The sequence below is a fragment of the Amycolatopsis sp. genome, from assembly GCF_036008905.1.
In the GTDB taxonomy this organism is placed as follows: domain Bacteria; phylum Actinomycetota; class Actinomycetes; order Mycobacteriales; family Pseudonocardiaceae; genus Amycolatopsis.
The window spans coordinates 1-18079 of record NZ_DASYMU010000007.1 but is presented as its reverse complement, the minus strand read 5'-3'; the positions used below and the strand labels follow the sequence as shown (position 1 = coordinate 18079).

Below are 18079 nucleotides of genomic sequence, written 5' to 3'. Positions count from 1 at the left end.
ACGAGTGTTCTAACACTCGTAGCCACTCACGAGTTCGGTGACCTCGTCGGCGCAGCCCCAGGACAGCGTGATGCCCGCGCCGCCGTGGCCGTAGCAGTGGATGACGTCGCCGACGCGCTCAAGCCGGACCTCGGGGCGGTGCGGGCGCAAGCCGACCTTGGTGAGCAGCACCTCGGCGTCCTCAAGTGCCGGGACCAGCTCGCGGCAGCGGCGGAGGATTTCGCGCGTGGCCTCGGGATCCGGCTCGGTGCCGGACCGGCCGCGCTCCTCCGTGCCGCCGCACACGACGTGGCCGCCGTGCGGGATCACGTAGGTCACGAGGTCCCCGTCGATCTTGACGGCCCATTCCCGCAGGCCCGGGTCGGCCAGGTGCACGACCTGGCCGCCGTACGGCACCACCGAGTCGTCCCCGGCGAGCGCGCCGCCGCCGAGGCCCGCCGCGTTGACCACCAGGTCCGCCCGCAAGCCGAGAAGATCGCCGACCCGCCGGTGTTCGATCCGCACCCCGGCGGCTTTCACCTTCTCCACCAGCCACTCCAGGTACACCGGCGTGTCCACGACGGCGGTGGTGAACACAAAGGAGTCACCCTCCCTGGCGACGCCCGCCACCGCGCGGGTCCAGTCGGGCCACGGCTCGCTGATCGGCATCGCCAGCCTGCCGCGCAGGAACCGGACACCCGGCGCGCCGATGAGCTGGAACTCCGCCAAGGTCTCGCCGGTCCAGCCCGCACAGCGGGCGAACGGCCGGGTGCCCGGCGGGTAGATCAGCCCGCCCGCCACCGCCGACGTCGTGTCGGCGACGCCGTCCGCGGTGACGAGGGTGACGGTGTTCCCGGCGTGTGCGAGCCGCAGCGCGCAGCTCAGCCCGATCACCCCGCCACCGACGACCGTGACGTGCATGGGAGTTCTCCTTACCGGGCGCGCTCGACCCGGCGGGTCGACCAGACGGGTTCGTCCACTTCGGACACCTGGCCGTCGGAGTCGAAGAGCAGGTAGCGGTCGAACGAGCGCGCGAACCACCGGTCGTGGGTGACCGCCACCACGGTGCCGGTGAACTCCCGAAGCGCGTCCTGCAGCGCTTCGGCCGAAATCAGGTCGAGGTTGTCGGTCGGCTCGTCGAGCAGCAACAGGGTCGCGCCGGAGAGTTCCAGCAGCAGCACCTGGAACCGCGCCTGCTGACCACCGGACAGGCTTTCGAAGCGCTGCTCGGCCGACGCCGCGAGTCCGTAGCGGCTCAGCACCGACGTCGCCCCGCCGCGTTCCAGGCCGCGGCGGGTTCCTTCACCGCGACCGAGGATGTCGAGCAGGGTGCGGCCGATGAACTCCGGATGCTGGTGCGTCTGCGCGAACAGCCCCGGCACGACGCGGGCGCCGAGCCGGTAAACCCCGCTGTACGCCACGGAATCGTCACCGCCGAGCAGCCGCAGGAAATGACTTTTGCCGGAACCGTTGGCGCCCAGCACACACATCCGGTCGCCGAAGAACACCTCGGTGTCGAACGGGGACATCAGCCCGGTGAGCTCCAGCGATTCACAGGTGATGGCCCGGACCGCGGTCCGGCCGCCACGCAGCCGGGGTGCGACCTTCTGTTCCTTCGGCGGCATCGGCGGAGCGCCCACCTCCTCGAACTTGCGGAGCCGGGTCTGCGACGCGTGATAGCGCGACGCCATTTCGTGGCTCATGCTCGCGGCACGTTGCAGGGAAACGACGAGTTCCCGCAGCTGCTCGTGTTTTTCGTCCCAGCGCCGCCGCAGCTCCGCCATCCGGTCGGCGCGGCCGAGACGCGCTTCGTGCCAGGTGCTGAACCCGCCGCTGTGTACCCAGCAGGTGCCGCCTTCGAGGCTCACGATGTGCGTCGCGGCGGCGGCGAGCAGTTCACGGTCGTGACTGACGAGCAGGATCGACTTGCCCGACTCCGCCAGCCGTTCTTCGAGCCAGCGCTTGCCGGGGACGTCGAGATAGTTGTCCGGCTCGTCGAGGAGCAGGACCTGCTCGCTCCCGCGCAGCAGCACCTCCAGCACGAGCCGCTTCTGCTCCCCACCCGAAAGAGTGCCGACATCGCGGAAACGCGCGCGTTCGAACGGGATCCCGAGCGCGGCCACGGTGACGGTGTCCCACAGCACTTCGACCTCGTAACCGCCGCCTTCACCCCAAGCGGTCAGCGCCTCCGCGTACCTCATCTGGGTGGGTTCGTCGTCGGTTTCCATCAGCGCGAGTTCGACGGCGTCGAGTTCCTCGGCGGCGGCGCGCAGAGCGGGCGGCGCCACCGCCAGCAGCAGATCGCGGACGGTACGGCCGTCGCGGACCGAGCCGATGAACTGCGGCATCACCGCCAAGCCGCCCTGTACCTGCGCGGATCCCCGCAGCGCCGTCAACTCACCGCCGAGGATGCGCAGGAGTGTCGTCTTCCCGGCGCCGTTGTCGCCGACGAGCGCGACCACCTGGCCCGGTCCGACGCGGAACGAAACGTCGTCGAAGAGCCGGCGGCCGTCATTGAGCTGATACGCCAGCGAGCTGGCTTCGAGGAACCCCACTCGCGCATGGTTCCCGATCCGGCCCGGATACGCGAGTCAATTGAGACAAGTGCTTCACGTACTCTCGGAAACGGGGAGGGACCTTGGTCGATCAGCGCACGCGCCCACCGGCACAGCGGCAGCTCGCCGTCGTGGCGGTGCTCTGCGCCTTGGCCACGCTCGCGATAGGGCTCTACTACGCGGGCGACACCGGGCCGCGCGGTTTCGACGCCTCGATCAAGGCTTCGCTGGACACCCACCTCGCCGGAAGCCGGGATCTGCTGACGTTCCTGGTGCTTTCGACGCAGCCGTACGTGCTCATCCCGGTGATCCTGCTCGTCATCGTGGTCTGCCTCGTGCTGGGTCGGCGGCGGGACGCGCTGCTCGCGCTGCTGGGCCCCGCCGTGAGCGTCTCGGCCAACACCTGGATCTTGAAACCGTTGTTCGACCGGCAAAGCATCGGGTTCGGCATCGAAGGCACGCTGGCCTACCCGAGTGGACACACCGTCAGTCTGGTGTCGACACTCGCCGTGCTGGCGCTGCTCGCCCGGCCGGGACCGGCCACCGCGGTCATCTCCGCGATGGGCGCGATCCTGCTCATCGCGGCCGCCGTCGGCATGATCGAGCTCGGCTACCACTACTTCACCGATATCGCCGGTGGCACTTTCTTCGCGGTGGCAGTGGTTTTCGCACTGCGAATCCTTATTGGCCGACTTTCGCCGCGTCCCTCGCGAGAGCGGTCAAGCGACTGATCGCCCGCAGGTATTTCTTGCGGTAACCGCCGTTCAGCATCTCCTCGGTGAACAGCGTCGGCAGTGGTTCCCCCGACACGACAACGGGGATCGCGCTGTCGTAGAGCCGGTCGGCGAACGCGACGAGCCGCAGGCCGACGGTCTGGTCGGGCGCCGGGCGCACGTCCCGCAGGTGGACCATCGAGACGCCTTCCAGCATCCGGCCGTAGCGCGACGGGTGCAGGCTCGCGAGGTGGCGGCACAACGCGTCGAAATCGTCCACTGTGGACCCGGCGTGCGTCTCGGCCGAGGTTTCGAGTTCTTCGGCGCTCACCGGCGGCGGTGCGTCGGGCAGGCCGCGGTGGCGGTAGTCCGGGCCGTCCACACGAACCACACTGAACCGCCGCGACAGCGTCTGGATCTCCCGCAGGAAGTCCTCGGCGGCGAACCGTCCTTCGCCCAGCTTGTCGGGCAGTGTGTTCGACGTCGCCGCGACGTAGACGCCCGCTTCGGTGAGCTCACCGAGCAACCGCGCGACGAGCGTGGTGTCACCCGGGTCGTCCAGCTCGAACTCGTCGATGGCCAGCATCCGGTGCCGGGAAAGCCGGCTCACCGCTTCGTGGAAACCCAGTGCGCCCACCAGGTTCGTGATCTCGACGAACGTCCCGTAGGCCTTCGGGGACGGCGCCGCGTGCCACGTCGAGGCGAGCAGGTGGGTCTTGCCGACGCCGAATCCGCCGTCGAGGTACATACCCATCGGGCCGGTGTCCGCGGTGTCGCCACCGAACAGCGAGCGCAGCTTCGACTTCGGTTTCTTCGCCGCCGCTTCACCCACGCGGGCGGCGAAAGCGGAACAATCCGTGACCGCCGCGGCCTGGCTCGGTTCTTCCGGGTTCGGCACGTACGTCGAGAACCGCACGGCGTCGAAGCGCGGCGGCGGCACGAGGGCGGAGATCAGCTCGTCGGCGCCGATCTCGGGACGTCGATCGGTGAGATGAGCTGGAGACGGCATGAGGGACAGGATATCCGGGGAGTCACCTCGTCGTCGCCCGGCCGAGAAACGTGTATCCCCCGGTCGGGGCGGGTTTCGCGGCGTGCTGGGATGGTCGGTGTGCAGAGCCTGTGGCCAACCCCACCCGAAGCCGAGCTGACCGACGCCGATCTCGAACGCGTCTACGGCTATCCGGAGCAGTTGACACGTCCGTGGGTCCAGGCGAACTTCGTGTCGTCGGCCGACGGCGCGGTCACCGTGGACGACCGGTCCGAAGGTCTCTCGCACCCGGCGGACAAGCGCATCTTCCGGCTGGGCCGGGATCTGTCCGACGTCGTCCTGGTCGGGGCGGGCACGGCTCGCACCGAGAAGTACCGCGGTGCCAAGGTGAACGTGGAACGCCGCGCCCGCCACGGCCTCTCCGCGGTGCCCCCGATCGCCGTCGTCACCAACAGCGCCTCGATCGACCCCGAAAGCCCGCTGCTGACCGACACCCAGGTCCCGCCGATCGTCATCGCGCCCCGGAACGCGCCGCGAGAGCGTCTCGACAGGCTCGCGTACGCCGGTGCGGAGCTGCTGCTCGCCGGTGATCGGACCGTCGACCTCGTCGTGGCGCTGGAGGAACTCTCGAAGCGCGGCCTGCGGCGGATCAACTGCGAAGGCGGCCCGCACCTGTTCGGCGAGCTGATCGCCGAAAACCTCGTGGACCAGCTCTGCCTCACCGTCGCCCCGCTGCTGGCCGGCGCGGGCGCGGGACGGATCTCCGCCGGACGGCTGTCGGGTGCCGCCCGCAGGATGGAGCTCGCCTCCGTTCTGCACGAGGACGGGTTCACCATGCTGCGCTACCGCCGAGGCGCCGGCTGATGGGCGACCCCGCCGAACTGGTCGGCAAGGCCGTCGACGGCGACCCCGCCGCTTTCGACGCCCTCGTCCGGACGCACACCCCGCAGATGTACCGCGTGGCGCTGCGGATCACCGGGACGGCCGCCGAAGCGGAGGACGTCGTGCAGGAGGCGTGGCTCGCCGCGTGGCGTTCGCTCGCCGGGTTCCGGCACGAGTCGGCGGTGTCGACCTGGCTCTACCGCGTGGTCACGAACGCCGCGCTGGCCCAGGTCAGACGCCGCAAGCCCACGGTTTCCCTCGACGCGGCGCTGTCTTCGGGCGGTCGGGAACTGCTCGACACCAGCGTCCTCGCGGACAACCGAGCCAACCCGGAAGGCCAGTTCGTCCGGGCCGAACAGGTCGACGCGGTGCTTCGCGCGATCGCCGGGCTCGACGTCGCTCAGCGGGTCCCGCTCGTGCTCCGCGAATTCGAGGGCCTCAGTTATGAGGAGATCGCCGAAGTACTCGAAGTGAGCGTGCCCGCCTTGCGCTCCCGGCTGCACCGCGCAAGGGTTGCCTTGCTCGCGAAACTCAGGGAGCTGCGTTGACCACAGGCGAACGGCAGGACGACCCCAGGGACGATCCGCGGTGGGAACTCGTCCGTGCGGCGGCCCGGACCACCGTCTCCACGCCGCCGGGTCTCGTCAACCGGGTGCTTCAGTCGGTGCGAGGACTCCGCGGGCACTTGCTGTCGGCGCCGATCGACATCCCCTTCGAAGGCGGCAAGCTGCGCGTGAGCGAGCGAGTGGTCGTGCTGATCGCGCGCCGGCTCGGGGCGGAACTCGCCCGGGAACTCGACGGCGTGCACGTCTCCGCGGTAGCGCTGGAAGCCGACGGTCTGCAAGTCCTGATCACCGTGCGCTACGGCGTGGCGGCCGACGAAGCCGCCGCGCTCCTGAGGACGCGACTTCGTGCTGGCATCGGCGACCAGCTCGGCGCGCCGGCACCACCGGTCCACGTGCACATCGTGGACGTTCATCCGAACTAAAACCCGTTCGGGTGGTGTCGCGCACCACACCGGCGGGCAGTGACGTCATACCAAGCGCAGGACAAGGGAGAGGAAGCAGAAACCATGGGGCAGCCGATCGAAACGCGGGCGGGCACGGTCACCTCACTCAACGAGGAGGGCGCGCACGGCAAGACCACCATCGCTTCGGCGGTCGTGCAGAAGGTCGCCGGGATCGCGGCCCGCGAGGTGTCCGGGGTGTTCGCCCTCGGCGGCGGGGTTTCGCGGGCGTTCGGCGCGATCAAGGAACGCATCCCGGGCTCGGGCACGGTCACCACGTCCGGGGTCTCGGTGGAGGTCGGCGAGAAGCAGGCCGCGATCGATCTCGACGTCGTCGTCGAGTACGGCGCGCGGATCGTCGACGTCGCCCGCTCGGTACGCCGCAACGTGATCACCACCGTCGAGCAGATCACCGGGCTCGAGGTGATCGAAGTGAACATCGCGGTCAACGACATCCATCTGCCGGAAGACGACCGCGAAGGCGAAGTTTCGCGGGTCGAGTGACCGAGGAGGAGGCCGCGCGGGCGGCCTATCGCGCGTTCGTCCGGGAACACCACCCGGACGTCGGCGGTGACCCCGACGAGTTCATCGCCGGGCTGGAGAAACTCCGGCGTCAGCAGGACGGACCACCGTGGGAGGACTCCCCGCGGTTCGACGCGCCGGTGACGTTCGTGGTGAACCCCAAGGGGGTCGTCGGCCGGGTCCGCCGCTGGCGGGACCGGCGGCGACGGCCGCCCCGGGTGCAGTGACCCGAGTGCAATGACAACAAGGAGTGAGAGCATGAACGCCACGCAGACCGGGATCATCTCCGGCCTCGTCCTCGGCCTCGCGGCCACCCAGGGCTTCATCGCCTTCCTGATCACCCTGGCGGTCGGCGTGATCGGGCTGGTCGTGGGCCGGGTGCTCGACGGCGCGCTCGACCTCAGCGACCTGTTCGGCAAGGGCCGTGACCGGTGACGGCCGAACTCCCCGCCGTCGAAGACCGGGGAACGCTCACCATCGACCACGTCGTGGTGCGCAAGGTCGCCCAGCGCGCGGCGGACCAGGTGCCGGGCACCGCGACCGTCGAACGCAAGATCGCCGGGCTCGGCGTGGGTGTCCAGGGCGCCACGGCGAAGGTCTCCGGCCGGGACAACGACGTCGATCTGGCGCTCGACCTGGCGCTGCACTACCCGGCGCCGGTGCGGACGGTGGTCGGTGACGTACGCGCGAAGGTCACCGAGGAGGTCGAGCACATCACCTCGTACCGGGTGCGTTCGGTCGCGGTGACGGTGTCCGCGCTGCTGCCCGACATCCCGCCCCGCGTGCGATAGAACCCAGGAGCCAACAGTGCGTGTGTTCGTCCGTCTGCTTTCGACGTTGCTGGCGCTGGCGGTGGCCGCCGGTGGGCTGCTGCTCGCGGTGGAGGTCGGCTGGGCCTGGTGGCGGCCCGGGGACGCGCCGCTGCTCGTGCCGTGGCCGCAGTGGCGCGACCGGCTCGCCGAAGTCGGCTGGGATTCGTACGTGGTGCGGCTGACCGCGGGGATCGCCGCCGGCGCGGGCCTGATCCTGCTGCTGATGTCGTTGTCCGCCCGGCGCCGCGATGTGCGGCTGCACGACCCGGTCACCGAGGTCAGCGTCACGACGTCGCCGCGTTCGCTGGCCCGGCTCGTCGGGCACCAGGTGCGCGCGCAGGACAACGTGACGGGCGCGTCGGTGACGGCCAGCGCGAAGAAAATCCGCGTGCGCGCGACGAGCCGTCTCGAAGAGGAGAACCAGATCCGGCCGCGGCTGCTGGAGGCCGTCTCGTCGCTGCTCGACGAGGTGCCGCTGCTCAAGCGCCCCAAGGTTTCCGTGGTCGTCGACTCGCCGAAGGACCGCCGATGAACCAGCGATCGACGTCGGCCCGGGCACTGGCCCGGTCCTACCGCACCGAACGCACGCTCACCTTCGTGGTCGGACTCGTCGCGGTGCTCGGTGCCGCGGCGGTGTTCGTCGTCAGCTTCGGCGTATTCGGCGAGTTCCGGGCGCAGCGGGCGCTGCTGGACCCGCTCGCCGTCGACTGGCTCGGCGGGCACACGAACCTGTCCAGGATCGTCGCGATCGTGCTGGGCCTGGTGCTGTTCGTGCTGGGACTGCGGTGGTTCTTCCGGTCGCTGCGGCCCGAAGGGCGGCCGGACCTGGAGCTGGACCGTTCGGACAACCCGGTGACGGTGACGTCTTCGGCGATCGCCAACGCCGTGCAGGCCGACGCGGAAACCGTCGGCGGAGTGAGCCGGGCCCGTGCGCGGGCCGTGGGCGACAGCGAACATCCGGCGTTGCGGCTGACGCTGTGGCTGCGTGAGGGCACCGACGTCCGGCAGGTCTGGGAGGAGCTGGACACACGCGTCCTGCGGCGGGCGCGGGAGTCGCTCGGCATCGAAGTGCTGCCCACCGCGGTCCGGATCGAGCTCGAAAGTGGCAACAAACAGCGAGTCCTCTGAGGCCTTCTGGGGCAGAATGATCGCCATGTCGCTGCCGCTGAACCCGCCGGTCAAGCCGATGCTCGCCCGTCCGGTGAAGAAGATCCCGGACTCCGGCGGGCTGCTGTTCGAGCCCAAATGGGACGGTTTCCGCTGTCTGGTGTTCCGCGACGGCGACGAACTGACCCTGCAATCGCGGTCCGGGAAATCGCTGAACCGGTACTTCCCGGAGGTCATCGAGCAGCTGAAGGCGTCGCTTCCGGAGCGGATCGTGCTGGACGGCGAACTGGTCGTCGCGCGCGACGGGCATCTCGACTTCGACGCGCTGAGCGAGCGGATCCACCCGGCCGACAGCCGGGTGCAGCTGCTCGCGAAGGAGACGCCGGCGGTGTTCGTCGCCTTCGATCTGCTGGCGCTCGGCGACGAGTCGCTGGTGGACGAGCCGACGTCCGGTCGTCGCGTCCGGCTGGAAAAGCTTGCCACCGAAGGGATCCGGCTGACCCCGGCGACCACGGACGCCGACGTCGCGCGCAGCTGGTTCGAGCTGTTCGAGGGCGCCGGGCTCGACGGCGTGATCGGCAAACCGCTCGACGAGCCCTACTCGCCGGGCAAGCGGATCATGTTCAAGTACAAGCATTCGCGGACGGCGGACTGTGTGCTCGCCGGGTTGCGCTGGCACATCGACGGCGAGCCCGGGGAGATGGTCGGTTCGTTCCAGCTCGGCCTGTTCGACGAAAAGGGCGTGCTGCACCACGTCGGTGTCGTGGGCTCGTTTCCGGTGACGCGGCGCCGTGAGCTGGCCGAGGAGCTCAAGCCGTTGATCACCGAGGGCGAGCACCCTTGGCTCGGCGACGCGACGGTCGAGGGCCAGCGGCTGCCGGGCGGGATCAACCGGTGGCGGTCCACCGAGCAGCCGTGGGTGCCGCTGCGACCGGAACGGGTCGTCGAGGTGGCCTACGAGCACACCGAGGGCGGCCATCCCGGGCGCTTCCGGCACACCGCGCAGTTCCTGCGGTGGCGGCCGGACCGGGAGGCGTCGTCGTGCGGATACACCCAGCTCGACGAGGTCGCGCGGTACGACCTGGACGCGGTGTTCCGTGGGGAAGTAGTCCGATTGGATTGAAGTTAGCGGCGCGAAGCGTCTCCGTTGAGGGTGGTGGAGGGCGACGAGAGGGCTAACTGAGGTCCTACATCCGACGTGCGAGGCTCAAACGAATCGTGCCTGGAAAGTGAGGACCCGCCCGTGCGCCGCCGTGGTTTCACCTGTCTTCCCCGGAGGCCTCAACTGCTCGTGGCCGTCGCGCTGGCTTCGGTCGCGCTCGCGGGCTGCACCACGGGACCGTCGATGCGGCCGGAGGTGGTCGTCAACGACGGCCCCGCCCCGAACCGGGCGCCGGTGAACGCGGGCGAGGTGCCGCTCCCCCCGCTCGAAGAGCCGAGTTCGCCGTCGGTCCGGTGGACCGAATGCGACGAGGACACCCGCAACCGGCTCGGCCAGCCCCCGGTCCCCGACACCCTGAGCTTTTCGTGCGCGCGGATCCCCACCACGCTGGACGCCCCCGACCTGCCCGATCGCGGTGTCGCGCGGATCTCCGTGCTGAAGGTCGGCACGGGCACGATCCCGCTGGTCGTGCTGAACGACGTCGACGGTGAGCCCGGCACGCTGTACGCCGCGCGGCTCGCGTCGGTGCTGCCGCCCGAGCTGATGCAGCGGTTCTCGCTGGTGGGCGTGGACCGGCGCGGAACGGGCCAGTCGATGCCCGCGCAGTGCATCCCGGGCGGGGTCCGCCAGGAGCTGGTGGGACAGGACCCGGGCGCGGACACCATCGAGACGGTCATCGACTCGGCGAGGAAGGCCGGGCAGCAGTGCGCGATCGAGCTCGACAGCACCCAGAACGCGATCGACAGCTGGCGCGCGGCCGGGGATCTCGAAGAGCTCCGGCAGCAGCTCGGTGTCGCCAAGCTCAGCGCGCTCGGCCACGGTGAAGGTTCGAAAGTACTGAGCGAGTACGCCGTGCGCTTCCCCGGCCAGGTCGGCCGGTTCGCGCTCGACGGCGTCCCCGACCCGGGTGCCGACACCGCCGCTGTGCTGGACACCGTCGCGGCCGGCCTTCAGTCCACAATGGACGCTTTCGGGGTCGACTGCGCCAGCCGGGGTTGCGCGCTCGGCGCCGACGCCCGCGGTTCGGTCACCGCGCTCACGGACACGCTGCGAAGCGCGCCGCAGGTGACCGAGGACGGCGACGAGATCGGCCCCGGCATCGCGCTCTACGCCGTCGCCGCCGGGCTCGCCCAGCGCTCGCGGTGGCCGGAGCTGGCCGACGCGATCACGGCCGCGCGTGCCGGTGATGCCACGAAACTGCTCGTTTTCGTCGACCCGCTGGTCCAGGACACGCGGCTGCGCCCGTCCCGGCTCGACGGCCTGATCGCGACGAAGTGCAACGACAGTGCCACCCGGCTGCCCGCCGACCAGATCGCGCAGGTCGCGCAGACGTTGCAGCAGAAGTACCCGGTGTTCGGCGGCCTCGTCGCGCAGCAGCTGGCCTGGTGCAGCCCGTGGCCGGTCCGGACCGAGGCGCTCCCCGCGGCAGGCGCGCCCGGCGCGCCACCGATCCTGGTCGCGAGCACCGAAACCGACCCGGTGACCCCCGGCGCGGGCACCGCGCGGGCCGCCGACCAGATGCCCAGCGCGGTGAAGATCTCCTGGCAGGGCGCCGGGCACGGCGCGCTCGGCGTCTCGCCGTGCGTCACGGACGCGATGCGGGGGTTCCTGGTGGACGGGAAGGTCCCGAACGACGGGACGCTCTGCCCTGCCTGACCCGTGACATGAACGGACCTTTCATCTCGACTTTCGAGATGAAAGGTCCGTTCATGTCACATTTTTCGGGGCGCTACTGCCGGTAGGACTCGACTTCGCTGATGGGACGCGCGGCGACGCCCCCGGGGTTCTCGTTGAACTCGACGCGCGCGCGGCGCTGACGCAGCAGGTCCCAGCACTGGTCGAGTCGCTGTTCCAGCAAGCCGAGCTTTCCCTGCTCATCCGCCGTCAGTCCGACGCCGGTCGCTCGGGAACGCAGTTCGTGCTCCTCGGCGATCAGCTCGTCGATGCGGCTGAGGATCTCACCGTCGGCCATTTTTCCTCCTGTGTTGGTCCGGCTCGACGGTACGCCGTGGGCCGGGAATGTGCGCGGACCGCTCAGGTGTTGACAGGTACATGAGCACTGTTGAGCTGACCACCGACAACTTCGACGAGGTCGTGTCCGGAAACCCCTTCGTGGTGATCGACTTCTGGGCGAGTTGGTGCGGCCCGTGCCGCCAGTTCGCCCCCGTCTACGAGCGCGCCGCGGAGAAGCACGACGACATCGTCTTCGCGACCGTCGACACCGAGGCCCAGCAGCAGCTGGCCGCCGCGTTCGACGTCCGCTCGATCCCGACCCTGGCCGTCATCCGCGACCAGACGGTGATCTACGCCCAGCCCGGCGCGCTTCCCGATTCGTCGCTCGAAGCCCTGCTCCAGAAGGCAAGGGAAATCGACGTCGACGAACTGAAGAAGCAGGCCGCCGAAGCCGAGTAAGGTCGTGCCCCGGGGGGGGGTACGACTTGAAGAACATATGGAACGGAATCGCCCTGGTGGTCGTCATGACCGCCGGGGCGTTCGGCGTCGCGGCGGTGGTCGTCGCGCGGCACGATTCGACACCGCGGCCGGACCTGAGCCGCCCGATCCCGCGCGCCGAAGCCGAGGCTCTGCTCCAGGAGACCGTGCGGCTCGCGCAATCCGGCGACGTCCACGGCATCTGCAAGAACCTCGCCGCGGTCGAGAACATGTGCGAGCACCTACTCATCACACAGCACGAGCCGGGGAAACTCGCCCCCACCGTCGTCGATTTCGAGCACCACACCGGCGGTAATTCGCCCACGACAGCCGTTCTGCACCTGCTGGGCCTTCGCGACGACGGCACCACGTACACGAGCGACTTCTCCGTCATCCGCGTCGAGCCGGACCGCCTGGCGGCCTTCACCGCCATCTACTGGTCCGGTGTCAAGTACGGCCGCCAGGCCCCCAACTCCAGCACCACGTCACCTCCGCCCCGCTAAAGACGTGAAGGCCTAGCGTCTCCAGTGACGATGCCGCGCACACCTCAAGACCGCTATGAACGGACCGTTCCTACCAAATACCGCAAGGAACGGTCCGTTCATTGCACGGCAAAGCCAGGGACGAACCGACGTACCCACGGTCAGCCCAACCCACCCCGGCGCGACCAACCCAAAAGCCGTGAAGGCCTCCTTCACGAACAGACACGGCCTAGCCCTTGGTGACCAAACCACGCAGGAAGAACGTGAGATTCGCCGGGCGCTCCGCGAGGCGGCGCATGAAGTAGCCGTACCACTCGTCGCCGTAGGGCACGTAGACGCGCATGGTCTGGCGCGCGCCGGCGATGCGGCGTTGTTCCTCGGGGCGGATTCCGTACAGCATCTGGAATTCGTGGTCGCCCGGGACGCGTTCGGTGTCCATGACGAGCCGTTCGGCGATGGCGATCATCCGCGGGTCGTGGGTGGCGACCATCGGATAGCCCTTGCCCTCCATGAGGATCTTCAGGCAGCGCACGTACGACTTGTCCACGTCGGTCTTGTCCTGGAAGGCGACCGGCTCCGGCTCGGAGTACGCGCCCTTGCAGAGCCGCACGCGCGAACCCTCGCCGGACAGGTCGTGGCAGTCCTGCTCGGTGCGTCGCAGGTACGCCTGCAGCACGGCCCCGACCCACGGGAAGTCCACGCGCAGCTGGCGCAGGATCCCGAGCGTGGAATCCGTGGTGGTGTGGTCCTCCATGTCGAGGGTGACGGTGGCGCCCACCTCGGCCGCCGCGACGCAGATCTTCCGCGCGTTTTCCAGCGCGATCTTCTCGCCGTCGACCGGCAGGGACTGGCCGACGGCCGAAAGCTTGACCGAGACGTCGGCGCCCTCGGCGAGGCCTTCCGCGGCGAGCGCGGAGAGCATCGCCGAGTAGGCAAGGACGGTCGTCTCGGCCTGCTTGGCGTCGGTCGTGTCCTCGCCGAGGTGGTCGAGGCTGATTCGGAGACCGTCCTCGGTCAGCTCCCGGGCGACCCGCACGGCGTCCTCGGTGGCGGAACCGGCGACGAACCGGCCCACGACCGAACGCGTCGCGGGCACGGTTTCGATCAGCGACCGCATCCGGGAGGACCGGGCCGCGGCCAGCAGCGGTGAACGCAACATGGCGAACTCCTTCGAGAAGACTCAGCCCTGGTGGGGGTAGCGGACACTGGTCGGCGGCACGAAGGTTTCCTTGATCGAGCGCGGGCTCGTCCAGCGCTGCAGGTTGAAGATCGAGCCGGCCTTGTCGTTGGTGCCCGAAGCGCGGGCGCCACCGAAGGGCTGCTGGCCGACGACGGCACCGGTCGGCTTGTCGTTGATGTAGAAGTTCCCCGCGGCGAACCGCAGCGCGTCCATGGTCTTCGCGACGGCCGCGCGGTCGTTGGCGATGACGGCGCCGGTCAGGGCGTAGGCGGCCGTCTCGTCGACGAGCTTGAGCACCTTGTCGTAATCGGCGTCGTCGTAGACGTGGATCGCCAGGATCGGGCCGAAGTACTCGGTGCTGAACACGTCGTGCGTCGGGTTGTCCGAGACCAGGATCGTCGGCCGCACGAAGTAGCCGACGGAGTCGTCGCAGGTCCCGCCCGCGATGACCTCCAGCTCGGGGTCGGACTTGGCGCGCAGCAGGACGTCGGCGTGCTTGTCGAACGCGCGGCGGTCGATCACGGCACCGGCGAAGTTGTGCAGGTCGGTGACGTCGCCGACGGTCAGCGCGTTGGTCTCGGCGACGAGGTCGTCACGCAGTTTGGCCCACAGCGAGCGCGGCACGTAGGCGCGCGACGCGGCGGAGCACTTCTGGCCCTGGTACTCGAAAGCGCCGCGGATGAGTGCGGTGCGCAGGACGTCGACGTCGGCCGACGGGTGCGCGAGCACGAAGTCCTTGCCGCCGGTCTCGCCGACGATCCGCGGGTAGCCGCGGTAGCCGGAGATGTTCTTGCCGACGGTGCCCCAGAGGTGCTGGAAGGTCGCCGTCGAGCCGGTGAAGTGGATCCCGGCCAGGTCGCGGTGGGTTAGCGCGACCTCGGAGACGGCCTTGCCATCACCCGGGAGCAGGTTGATGACGCCCGGCGGCATACCGGCTTCCTCGAGCAGGCGCATGGTGAGGTGCGCGGCGAAGCTCTGCGTCGGCGACGGCTTCCACAGCACGACGTTGCCCATCAGCGCGGGCGCGGTCGGCAGGTTCGCGGCGATCGCGGTGAAGTTGAACGGCGTGATCGCGTAGACGAAACCTTCGAGCGGCCGCTGCTCCATGCGGTTCCAGATCCCGGCGGAGCTCGACGGCTGCTCAGCGAGGATGCGGCGGCCGAACTCGACGTTGAAGCGCCAGAAGTCGGCCAGCTCGCAGGCGGCGTCGATCTCGGCCTGGATGGCGGTCTTCGACTGGCCGAGCATGGTGGCGGCGTTGATCCTGGCGCGCCACGGGCCGGTCAGGAGGTCGGCGGCGCGCAGCAGGATGGCCGCGCGGTCGTCGTAGGACAGGCCGTGCCACGCGGGGGCGGCTTCCTTGGCCGCGGCGATGGCGTCGGTCGCGTCCTGCGCGGTGGCGCCGTGGAGGTGGCCGAGCACGTGGCGGTGGTTGTGGGGCTGGACGACCTCGATGAGCTCGCCACCGCCGGCGCGCTGTTCGCCGCCGATGGTCGCGGTCAGGTCGATCGGGTCGGCACTGCCCAGCTGCTTGAGCGCGCCCTCGAGTTCAGCGCGCTCAGCGCTGCCGGGCGCGTAGTTCAGCACCGGCTCGTTCTTGGGGGCGGGGGTCTGGGTCACTGCGTCCACTGCGGCTCCTCGACACGGCTGAACCTACTGGTTACCCCGAACGGTAGGCCGCGAAGCAAGCCGAGAATTTGTCCGCGAGGCTAGTCTTGAGGTCCACCAGTTGTCTGATTGGACAGTGCCGCATTCTAAAACGGACAAAAAGAGATGAGACATGTCGACCTCGCTCCGGCACATCCTCAGTACCCTCGGCGAACCGCTGGTCGAGGTGCTGACGGCGCCGATGGGGCTGGGTGTCACGGTCGAGGACGTGGTCATCCTCGACCCGGAGGACGCCCCCGACGCACATTCGGGTGATCTCGTGCTGGTCATCGGCGCGCGCGGCCGGGCCGCGGTGCCCGCCATCCGCGCCGCCGGACGCAGCAACGCCGCCGCGGTGGCGGTCAAGGGCGGCAAAGGGCTGGTAGAGGCCGCGACGGAAGCGGGGGTCGCGCTGCTCGAAGTCCGCCCGGAAGCGCGCTGGGAGCAGGTCGAAGCACTGGCACGCGGTGTCGTCGACGCGGCCCGTGTGGGCGGTGAGGCGGAGACTGGCGAACTGCTCGGTGACCTCTTTTCCTTGGCGCAAACGATCGCGACGCTCACCGGCGGGCTGGTCAGCATCGAGGACACGGCCAGCCGTGTACTGGCGTACTCGCGCGCGGGCGACGAGGTCGACGAGCTGCGACGGCTGTCGATCCTCGGCCGCGAGGGACCGGAGCGCTATCTCGCCATGCTCCGCGAATGGGGCGTCTACCAGCGGTTACGTGCGGGCGAAGGCATCGTCCGCATCGACGAGCGGCCCGATCTGGGCATCCGGCGCCGGATCGCGGCCGGGATCCACGCGGGGTCGCAGCCGCTCGGCACGATCTGGGTCCAGGAAGGCTCGACACCGCTGACAGAGCAGGCCGAGGTCGCGTTGCTCGGCGCGAGCCGCGCGCTGGCACCGCAGCTGATCCGGCATCGGACGCTGCCGAGCCCCGAGCTGCGGTTGCGCGAAGACCTGCTGGTCAGCCTGCTCGACGGGCGGCTCGACAGCGAGTCGGTGGCCGACGACATCGGCGCGGACCCGGCGCGCCCGGCGCTGGTCGTCGCGTTCGCGCTCGCCCGTGAAGGCGTCAACGCCGGACGTCAGCTCAGGCGGGCGGAGCTGGTCAACATCATTTCGGTGCACACAGCGGCCTACCGCCGGAGCGCGCTGGTGAGTGTCATCGGCGGGCGGGTCTACGCGCTGCTGCCGGACCTGCCCGAGAACGGCGAGGCGCGGGTTTTGGCGCTGGCGAAGGACATCGTGGGCGCGGCGAAGCGGCATTTGGACGTCCCCGTGCGGGCCGCGCTGGGCGGTGTCGTGCCCCGGCTCTCGGAGAGCGCCGCTTCTCGCGCGGACGCCGATCGTGTGCTGGAGACGATGGCGCGCGGGCATTGGCCGGACGACGTGGCATCGCTGGCCGATGTCCGCGCCGAGGTCCTGCTGTCGGAGGTGCTCGCGTTTCTCGGGGAGCAGCCCCGGATCCGTGATCCCCGGCTGACCGAGCTCGTGGCGCACGACGCCGAACACGGCGGTGTTCTCGTGCCGTCCCTGCTGGCGTATCTCGACGCGTTCGGCGACGTCCGGCGCGCGGCGGGCGGACTGAACATCCACCCCAACACCCTGCGGTACCGCGTCCGGCGCGCGTCGGAGGTCTCCGGGATCGACCTCGACGACCCCGCACAACGCCTTCTCACCCAGCTGCAACTCCGGCTCTGACCCCAGGAGACCAGTAGGCCGTTCGGGGTAACCGCACTAACGCGAACCGCCGGATACCCGACCTAAAGAAGGTAAGGAAAGCCCTTGGGGAGGGGATTCATCGTGCTGGATCTTGTCAAGAAGCAGTCCAAAGAGCGCGCGCCGGACAAGAATTTCCCGAAACGACCTTCGGTACTCCGCTTGCGCACGGAATTCCACACGCCCGGTCAACCGGACTTCAACGATATCCGGGAAAACTTCGAGAACAGTACCGGAGAAATCATCGACGAATACTACGCGCCACGCACACCGGCCGCGGCAGTGCTCGTCCGGACGAAAAAACGATTCTTCTTCCGTGAGTGGAAGAGCGTCTGCCGGATCTCGCTCAGTTACGACAGCACGATCGCGGAACCACGGTTCGCGTTGATGCTCCGGTCCGCCCGTCGTGAGGAGCGGCAGAATTCCGCACTGCTCCGCGGGAAAGCCCAAGAGATCTTCGCGCAGAGCATCTACAACGTGATCGTCCACCTGTTGAGTGTTCTCGATCTGATCAGCAATGCTCCCGACGGGCAACCACTCGATCAGGAACTGGCCAGAAAACGTCTGGACGAAGAAACCGCCGCCGCCGAGGAAGACATCCGGCACGCGAGGGAGTTCGCCACCACGGCGGCGAGGAACTCCGCGCTCACGTCTTATCTCTGGGGACTGCCTATCGGCGTTCTGCTGGGGTTCGGCCTCATCATGGCCGTGAAGTCGTTTCCTTACCGGCTTGGTGAAGAAGCCTCAGGCGACGTGAATTCCCAACTGGTCCTGTGCCTGGTCGCCGGAGCCATCGGCGCCGTCGTCAGTGTGATGATCAGGATCACCCTGGACCCCACACCTGATGTCACGACCGAAAGAAGACGGCCGGTGATGTTGCTCGCCGGTGCGTTC

22 protein-coding genes are annotated in these 18079 nt (G+C 69.2%); 16 read left to right on the top strand and 6 right to left on the bottom strand.

What is annotated here, in order from left to right; translation table 11 throughout:
* Nucleotides 1–9: 9 nt before the first annotated feature.
* A complete protein-coding gene (locus VGP60_RS00790; RefSeq protein WP_327545849.1) occupies nt 10–900 on the bottom strand; it encodes an FAD-dependent oxidoreductase in 891 nt (296 codons plus the stop codon).
* Nucleotides 901–911: 11 nt separating this feature from the next.
* The gene (locus tag VGP60_RS00785) at nt 912–2534 is read right to left on the bottom strand and encodes an ABC-F family ATP-binding cassette domain-containing protein (RefSeq protein WP_327545848.1); all 1623 of its coding nucleotides are present in this window, start codon (nt 2532–2534) and stop codon (nt 912–914) included.
* Nucleotides 2535–2617: 83 nt separating this feature from the next.
* Here VGP60_RS00785 and VGP60_RS00780 point away from each other — a divergent pair, with 83 nt between their 5' ends.
* Nucleotides 2618–3265, top strand: a complete 648-nt coding sequence (locus VGP60_RS00780; protein WP_327545847.1) for a phosphatase PAP2 family protein — start codon at nt 2618–2620, stop codon at nt 3263–3265.
* Here the strand turns inward: VGP60_RS00780 and zapE are convergent.
* The gene (zapE, locus tag VGP60_RS00775; RefSeq protein ID WP_327545846.1) at nt 3216–4256 is read right to left on the bottom strand and encodes a cell division protein ZapE; all 1041 of its coding nucleotides are present in this window, start codon (nt 4254–4256) and stop codon (nt 3216–3218) included. The two genes, VGP60_RS00780 and zapE, sit on opposite strands and share 50 nt — an antisense overlap.
* Nucleotides 4257–4346: 90 nt before the next feature.
* Here zapE and VGP60_RS00770 point away from each other — a divergent pair, with 90 nt between their 5' ends.
* From VGP60_RS00770 to VGP60_RS00720, 11 genes are all read left to right on the top strand, one after another.
* Nucleotides 4347–5099 (top strand): pyrimidine reductase family protein, encoded by a 753-nt coding sequence (locus tag VGP60_RS00770; RefSeq protein ID WP_327545845.1) that lies wholly within the window; start codon nt 4347–4349, stop codon nt 5097–5099.
* Complete coding sequence (locus tag VGP60_RS00765; protein WP_327545844.1) at nt 5099–5665, top strand: RNA polymerase sigma factor; 567 nt, start codon at nt 5099–5101, stop codon at nt 5663–5665. Before VGP60_RS00770 ends, VGP60_RS00765 begins: the two co-directional genes overlap by 1 nt.
* Nucleotides 5662–6105 carry a hypothetical protein gene (locus VGP60_RS00760; RefSeq protein ID WP_327545843.1) on the top strand — a complete coding sequence of 148 codons (444 nt, stop codon included), beginning with the start codon at nt 5662–5664 and terminating at the stop codon, nt 6103–6105. Before VGP60_RS00765 ends, VGP60_RS00760 begins: the two co-directional genes overlap by 4 nt.
* Before the next feature lie 84 nt (nt 6106–6189).
* Nucleotides 6190–6627: an Asp23/Gls24 family envelope stress response protein gene (locus tag VGP60_RS00755; RefSeq protein WP_327545842.1), complete on the top strand. Its 438-nt coding sequence runs from the start codon at nt 6190–6192 to the stop codon at nt 6625–6627.
* Nucleotides 6624–6872, top strand: a complete 249-nt coding sequence (locus VGP60_RS00750; protein WP_327545841.1) for a hypothetical protein — start codon at nt 6624–6626, stop codon at nt 6870–6872. The genes VGP60_RS00755 and VGP60_RS00750 overlap by 4 nt, the downstream gene beginning before the upstream one ends.
* 31 nt (nt 6873–6903) lie before the next feature.
* Nucleotides 6904–7080 carry a hypothetical protein gene (locus VGP60_RS00745; protein ID WP_327545840.1) on the top strand — a complete coding sequence of 59 codons (177 nt, stop codon included), beginning with the start codon at nt 6904–6906 and terminating at the stop codon, nt 7078–7080.
* Nucleotides 7077–7436 (top strand): Asp23/Gls24 family envelope stress response protein, encoded by a 360-nt coding sequence (locus VGP60_RS00740; protein ID WP_327545839.1) that lies wholly within the window; start codon nt 7077–7079, stop codon nt 7434–7436. Before VGP60_RS00745 ends, VGP60_RS00740 begins: the two co-directional genes overlap by 4 nt.
* Nucleotides 7437–7452: 16 nt before the next feature.
* On the top strand, nt 7453–7989 hold the full coding sequence (locus VGP60_RS00735) for a DUF6286 domain-containing protein (RefSeq protein ID WP_327545838.1): 537 nt from the start codon (nt 7453–7455) through the stop codon (nt 7987–7989).
* The gene (gene amaP, locus VGP60_RS00730) at nt 7986–8585 is read left to right on the top strand and encodes an alkaline shock response membrane anchor protein AmaP (RefSeq protein WP_327545837.1); all 600 of its coding nucleotides are present in this window, start codon (nt 7986–7988) and stop codon (nt 8583–8585) included. Before VGP60_RS00735 ends, amaP begins: the two co-directional genes overlap by 4 nt.
* Nucleotides 8586–8610: 25 nt before the next feature.
* Complete coding sequence (locus tag VGP60_RS00725; protein WP_327545836.1) at nt 8611–9687, top strand: ATP-dependent DNA ligase; 1077 nt, start codon at nt 8611–8613, stop codon at nt 9685–9687.
* A 120-nt stretch (nt 9688–9807) separates the two neighbouring features.
* Entirely contained in the window at nt 9808–11382 is a 1575-nt protein-coding gene (locus tag VGP60_RS00720) for an alpha/beta hydrolase (RefSeq protein WP_327545835.1), read from the top strand.
* Between the two features lie 73 nt (nt 11383–11455).
* Here VGP60_RS00720 and VGP60_RS00715 read toward each other — a convergent pair whose 3' ends face one another.
* Nucleotides 11456–11698 carry a DUF2630 family protein gene (locus tag VGP60_RS00715; RefSeq protein ID WP_327545834.1) on the bottom strand — a complete coding sequence of 81 codons (243 nt, stop codon included), beginning with the start codon at nt 11696–11698 and terminating at the stop codon, nt 11456–11458.
* Between the two features lie 80 nt (nt 11699–11778).
* Between VGP60_RS00715 and VGP60_RS00710 the strand changes: the two genes are divergently transcribed.
* Together VGP60_RS00710 and VGP60_RS00705 are read left to right on the top strand one after the other, a co-directional pair.
* Nucleotides 11779–12138, top strand: coding sequence for a thioredoxin family protein (locus VGP60_RS00710; protein ID WP_327545833.1), 360 nt, complete (start codon nt 11779–11781; stop codon nt 12136–12138).
* A 26-nt stretch (nt 12139–12164) separates the two neighbouring features.
* Entirely contained in the window at nt 12165–12659 is a 495-nt protein-coding gene (locus VGP60_RS00705; protein WP_327545832.1) for a hypothetical protein, read from the top strand.
* A 208-nt stretch (nt 12660–12867) separates the two neighbouring features.
* Here the strand turns inward: VGP60_RS00705 and VGP60_RS00700 are convergent, their stop codons facing one another.
* Both VGP60_RS00700 and pruA read right to left on the bottom strand, forming a co-directional pair.
* Nucleotides 12868–13797, bottom strand: a complete 930-nt coding sequence (locus VGP60_RS00700) for a proline dehydrogenase family protein (RefSeq protein ID WP_327545831.1) — start codon at nt 13795–13797, stop codon at nt 12868–12870.
* Between the two features lie 21 nt (nt 13798–13818).
* Nucleotides 13819–15447: an L-glutamate gamma-semialdehyde dehydrogenase gene (pruA, locus tag VGP60_RS00695; protein ID WP_327545830.1), complete on the bottom strand. Its 1629-nt coding sequence runs from the start codon at nt 15445–15447 to the stop codon at nt 13819–13821.
* A 151-nt stretch (nt 15448–15598) separates the two neighbouring features.
* On the opposite strand from pruA, the gene VGP60_RS00690 reads away from it, so the two are divergent.
* Entirely contained in the window at nt 15599–17167 is a 1569-nt protein-coding gene (locus VGP60_RS00690) for a PucR family transcriptional regulator (protein WP_327545829.1), read from the top strand.
* 84 nt (nt 17168–17251) lie between these two features.
* On the top strand, nt 17252–18079 hold an 828-nt coding region (locus tag VGP60_RS00685; RefSeq protein WP_327545828.1), incomplete at its 3' end, for a hypothetical protein.